We start from the raw sequence: 4891 nt of genomic DNA on the forward strand, positions 1-4891 counted from the left end.
CATAAAATCGCTCTGGCGGCTGATGCCGAATCGGCTGGAACAAGCCGGACGCATAGTCCGCGCGAGATCCGGTATGCTTAACGGCGGCAGCGAAGTTACGCACGCCGTCCAATACGCGGGGAATGCCGAATAACATGGCATAAAGTCTTTTGCCGAATTCGATTCGTTCATCCAGCGACTGAAAACGTTCCAGAATAAGCCCAGCGAGCTGCAGCTCTTCCCCTCTATTATCCACCCCGCAGCGATAAGGGAAAAACACCGCATTCATCTGCAACAGCGACTGCAGGCCAAAGAACATCGTCCCCAGCACCCGCTCCTCGAAATAGGGATGGCGCGCGACCCGCTCGTCGATGTAATGCTGCTCGTTCACAATGAGCGCTGTCGACAACATGGCAGAGTCGCCGTCCCTCCAGAAATGCCTCCATACGGGCTCCATAAACGAAGATACGCCGAACGCCGGCAGCAGATGGAACAGACTGCGCCCCAGCCTGCGGCTCCATTCGTACAGCAGAAGCTGTGGATAAGCATCGCCGAAGATCAACCAGTTGGCCCGCTCCAGGAACAGGAATACATCCTTTCGTTGTCGTTCGTTCAGCAGTCTAGGAAGCCATTCTCCTTGCAAATCGGTCATGTTCCAACCGCCGTTGCGCGATACCATATGTGCGAGCAGCGCCCAATGAAGCTCCGGCATACGAAAATATAGATTACGATACCCCTCCGTGCGTGTCACATTATTCCGATTAAGCTCCTCAGTTTCTAACCGAATTCGTGCAATCAGCGCCTCTTCATCGTTCGACAAGACAACAGGCGGTCTAGGTGGATCACCGGGAGACGCCGACGCTTTGCCCCATGCCGCCATAAGCTTCGCAGTAGAAGAAGACGGCAGCGCAAGCGGCTCTGCTGATTCCAGCATCGATTGCGATGCCTGCATGGCATGCCACTTCCCGGTTGCATAAGCCCAAGCTGCTCCTGGCAGCGCCAGAATATGGCGAATCCAACTTATCAGCACGGCGCCGCTCCCTCCCGCTTTCCCTTCATGACCATTTTTCACGCCTACTCCCTCCTATCACCGCAGCCAACTGCATTCTCTATTATCACCATTATCCGCGAAGAATCGGCTCCCCATACACCGCTCGCACCCGATCGTCACGCCTCTTTCCAGCATCTCGCGCTTTCTCCAATGCCGATAATAACGGTATAATGAATACATATCCCTCTATGCAGGAGGTTTTTTTATGTGCGGAAGATATACGATTACAATCTCGCTCGAAGAGCTGATGTTGCGTTATATGATCGACGAGACTTCAGTTCCTTTCCACAGGCCCAAATATAACGTCGCCCCCGGTCAATTCATCTTCGCCGTTATTCACGACGGCAAGCGCAACCGGCTTGGCGAACTAAAGTGGGGTTTGATCCCTCCCTGGGCGGATGATCCAAAGATTGGATACATGATGATTAATGCGCGCGCGGAGACGGCAGCGGACAAACCGGCCTTTCGCGAGCTGCTTAAGCGGAAGCGCTGCATCATCCCGGCGGACAGCTTTTACGAGTGGCAGAAGGAAGACGGCGGCAAGCGCAAACAGCCCATGCGCATCCTGAAACGCGACCGCTCCGTCTTTAGCATCGCGGGACTTTACGAGACCTGGCTGTCTCCCGATGGAGAGAAGATCAGCAGCTGCACGATTCTGACGACGGAGCCTAACGATGTCGTCGCTCCCATACATGACCGGATGCCGGTCATTCTGCGACCCGAAAACGAAGCATTATGGCTGGATCGAAGCATGCAGGATAGCAAACGGTTAAGAACGTTATTCGTTCCGTATCCGGAGCGCGAGCTTGAAGCGTATCCTGTCGGCGCCGCTGTCGGCAACGTTCGTAATGACGATTCGTCGCTTATAGCGCCTAATAAAGTTGAGGGGCAGATGGAGTTGTGGTGAGTCTCGCCACCTTACGGACAAAAATGACGCTAATCTTCGATTATTTTGACTTTCGAAAATCTAACGGACATTCACGACATTATTGGCATCATCATAACGAAAATTGGCTCCATTACGACCCGATAGCGTTTTTCCTGTCCGTTAGATTTGATTGAGGTTAAATATCGGACAAATAGCGTCGCTGGTGTCTGTTAGATTTTAAATCAGAAAAAAAAACGCCGACCTCACGGTCAGCGAAACATCCCCCACAGCTTCAGCAGATGGAAGGTGTTATTGGGATCGATCTTTTGCGCCAGTATAAACGCGACGATCCCATCCTCTTGCGCATCGGTCAGCTTCTCTTGCAGGATGACGGCGGCAGACTTGACTAGCTTGCGCACCTTCGCCCGATCCTGCAAATCATATTTGGTCACATTACCAAGCAGCTGCCGTATCTTGTCCTTAACTACGGGGTTTTTCAGCTTGAGCTTTACGCGTTCAACCAATTGCGGCCGAATGCCGTAATTCTGATAACTCACAGCGGCAGACACCTCCATTCGGCAATCCAGTCTAGGGCGTGTCTGAATACTCCGAGGGGAGCAGATTTTGCCGAATTTTCGTTCCATGCAAGGAACTTTTGTGAAGGTGTACCGGGGGTACATCAAGCAAAAGTGACGAAGCAGGGGGCGGAAAGGCGGTGAAAGATGCCCCTGAGCGGGTTTTCAGACACGACCTAGTCGCTTAACTATATGCCGAAGGAGGAGAATAGTTGCCTAGTCCAGCTGTTCCCCTTGAAATAATCCTTCCCGCCGCAAAATCTCCCACAGCCGGGCGTAAGACTCGTTGCTCCAGAAATCATCCCGTTCGGTCAGCTCTCCCGCATCCTCCCGGGCTTGCTCCAACGTTTCGTAATCGGCCACCATGTCGGCGATGCGGAACTCCGGCAGACCGCTCTGTTTCGTCCCGAAGAAATCGCCTGGCCCGCGAAGCTCCAGATCGCGACGCGCTACCTCGAAGCCGTCGTTCGTCTCCGTCATGACCTTCATCCGCTCTCGTCCCGTCTCGGACTTTGGATCCGCGATCAAAATGCAATGCGACTGATGCTCGCCTCGTCCGACGCGTCCTCGCAGCTGATGGAGCTGGGACAAGCCGAATCGCTCGGCATCCATAATAATAATCAGTGTCGCATTGGGCACGTCAACGCCTACCTCCACGACAGTCGTAGCGACAAGCACCTGGCTGTCGTTCGCGGCGAACCGCGACATCGTTTCGTCCTTCTCCGCGGTGGAGAGCCTGCCATGCAGCAATCCGATGGTCAGATCCGGACAAGACTGTTGAATCTGCATATAGGTATCGATTGCGTTCTGCACATCCAGCTTCTCGGACTCCTCGATCAAGGGACAGATGACATAAGCTTGACGCCCCGCCGCCGCTTCCTTGCGTATAAAACCCAGCACGCGGTCGAACGCGTCATGTTTTACCCAATAGGTTTTGATCGGCTTGCGTCCCTTCGGCATCTCCTTGATCGTGGAGACGTCCATGTCGCCGAATGCCGTAATGGCCAGCGTTCTCGGAATCGGCGTTGCCGTCATCGTCAGCACGTCGGGATTAATCCCCTTGCGCCGAAGCACGCTTCGCTGGTTCACTCCGAAGCGGTGCTGCTCGTCCGTTACGACCAGAGACAAACTCCGAAAAAACACATCATCCTGAATGAGCGCGTGCGTGCCTACGACGACATCGATCAGTCCCATCTGCAGGCCTGCGAGCAAGTCTCTCCGTTTCCGCTCCGTCAGGCTGCCTGTCAACAGTCCTACCTGGATGCCGGTACCCTCGTACAGACGGGCAAGCGACTTGGCATGCTGCTCCGCCAATATTTCGGTCGGAACCATCAGCGCTCCTTGATGGCCTACGCGGACAGCGCCATACAACGCAATCGCAGCGACTACCGTCTTGCCCGAACCAACATCGCCCTGGAGCAGCCGGTTCATCGCGTAATTGCGGCGCATGTCCGTCAGAATTTCATTGATGACCTTTTTCTGCGCATCTGTGAGGGCGAAGGGAAGCGTCGCCGCGAACTCCCGAATCGTCTCGCTGCCGATCGGCTGCGCCACGCCGTCCCCTCGTCCCCGATGTAGCCCACGGTAGGCCTGCAGCCTCAATTGGAACAGGAACAGCTCCTCGTATACCATGCGCCGCCTTGCTTCCTGGCCTCTGCTCGCGTCGCCGGGATGATGGATGACCTCCACCGCCTCCGAACGTGACATGAAGCCGTAGCGCTCCATAAGCTCGTAAGGCAGCACCTCCTCGATCATGGGACCGTATTGCGTCAGAGCTGCAGCGATCATCTTGCGAATCCAGGCTTGCGTAATATTGCCGCCGACGTGGTAGACGGGCTGCAGCGAATCGGTTTTGGATGCCTTCGCCGAATCGGGAAATTCGGAATCGGCTACCGTTATCTGCAAGCGATGCTGCTCCCACTTGCCTGTCAGCATAATTTCTCTTCCCGGACGCAGTTGTTCTTGCATATACGTTCGGTTGAACCAGACGGCCGTAATCAACATGCCGCCCGATTCGATCTTGCAGGTGAGTCTCGACTTCGCCCGACCGTAGCGCTGCATGATTGGCGCGCCACGCACGATCCCCATAATCGTCGCTTTCTCGCCGCTCTTGACTTCAGCAAGTTCACGCACGCAGTAGTCCTCGTAACGGAACGGGAAGTAATTCAACAGATCGGATATCGTATGTATGCCAAAGGCGTGAAGCTCCCCCTCCTTGAGGGCGCTCACGCCTTTCAGCTGTCTTACGGATCGTTCATCTAATGTCAACATGGTTGTGCTCACACCCTATGAATAAGTACGGCCGTCGTACCGGGACCGGCATGCGTGCCGATGACAGGCCCTACCGTCGCGTATCCGATTCGCTGCACGTTCAGCTCGGACTTTACCCGGCCGCCCAGCTCCTGGGCGGCCGCTTCG

At 55.1% G+C, this 4891-nt stretch carries 4 protein-coding genes; 1 reads left to right on the plus strand and 3 read right to left on the minus strand.

Annotation, left to right across the window (positions count from 1 at the left end):
- Positions 1-1051: DUF2515 family protein (locus PAT3040_RS03990; RefSeq protein ID WP_258234819.1), on the minus strand; the 1051-nt coding region annotated here is incomplete at its 3' end.
- A 184-nt stretch (positions 1052-1235) separates the two neighbouring features.
- On the opposite strand from PAT3040_RS03990, the gene PAT3040_RS03995 reads away from it, so the two are divergent.
- The gene (locus PAT3040_RS03995; protein ID WP_108991626.1) at positions 1236-1937 is read left to right on the plus strand and encodes an SOS response-associated peptidase; all 702 of its coding nucleotides are present in this window, start codon (positions 1236-1238) and stop codon (positions 1935-1937) included.
- Positions 1938-2167: 230 nt separating this feature from the next.
- Here the strand turns inward: PAT3040_RS03995 and PAT3040_RS04000 are convergent, their stop codons facing one another.
- Positions 2168-2455 carry a stage VI sporulation protein F gene (locus PAT3040_RS04000; protein ID WP_087567790.1) on the minus strand — a complete coding sequence of 96 codons (288 nt, stop codon included), beginning with the start codon at positions 2453-2455 and terminating at the stop codon, positions 2168-2170.
- Between the two features lie 234 nt (positions 2456-2689).
- Positions 2690-4744, minus strand: coding sequence for an ATP-dependent DNA helicase RecG (recG, locus tag PAT3040_RS04005; RefSeq protein ID WP_108991627.1), 2055 nt, complete (start codon positions 4742-4744; stop codon positions 2690-2692).
- Between the last annotated feature and the right edge of the window lie 147 nt (positions 4745-4891).

The organism is Paenibacillus agaridevorans (assembly GCF_003112455.1).
Taxonomy (GTDB): Bacteria; Bacillota; Bacilli; order Paenibacillales; family Paenibacillaceae; genus Pristimantibacillus; species Pristimantibacillus agaridevorans.

What these genes read in the sequence shown, in the direction of transcription:
- recG (WP_108991627.1), bottom strand. Translation starts at nt 4,744, where the DNA reads ATGTTGACATTAGATGAACGATCCGTAAGACAGCTGAAAGGCGTGAGC.
- PAT3040_RS03995 (WP_108991626.1), top strand. Translation starts at nt 1,236, where the DNA reads ATGTGCGGAAGATATACGATTACAATCTCGCTCGAAGAGCTGATGTTG.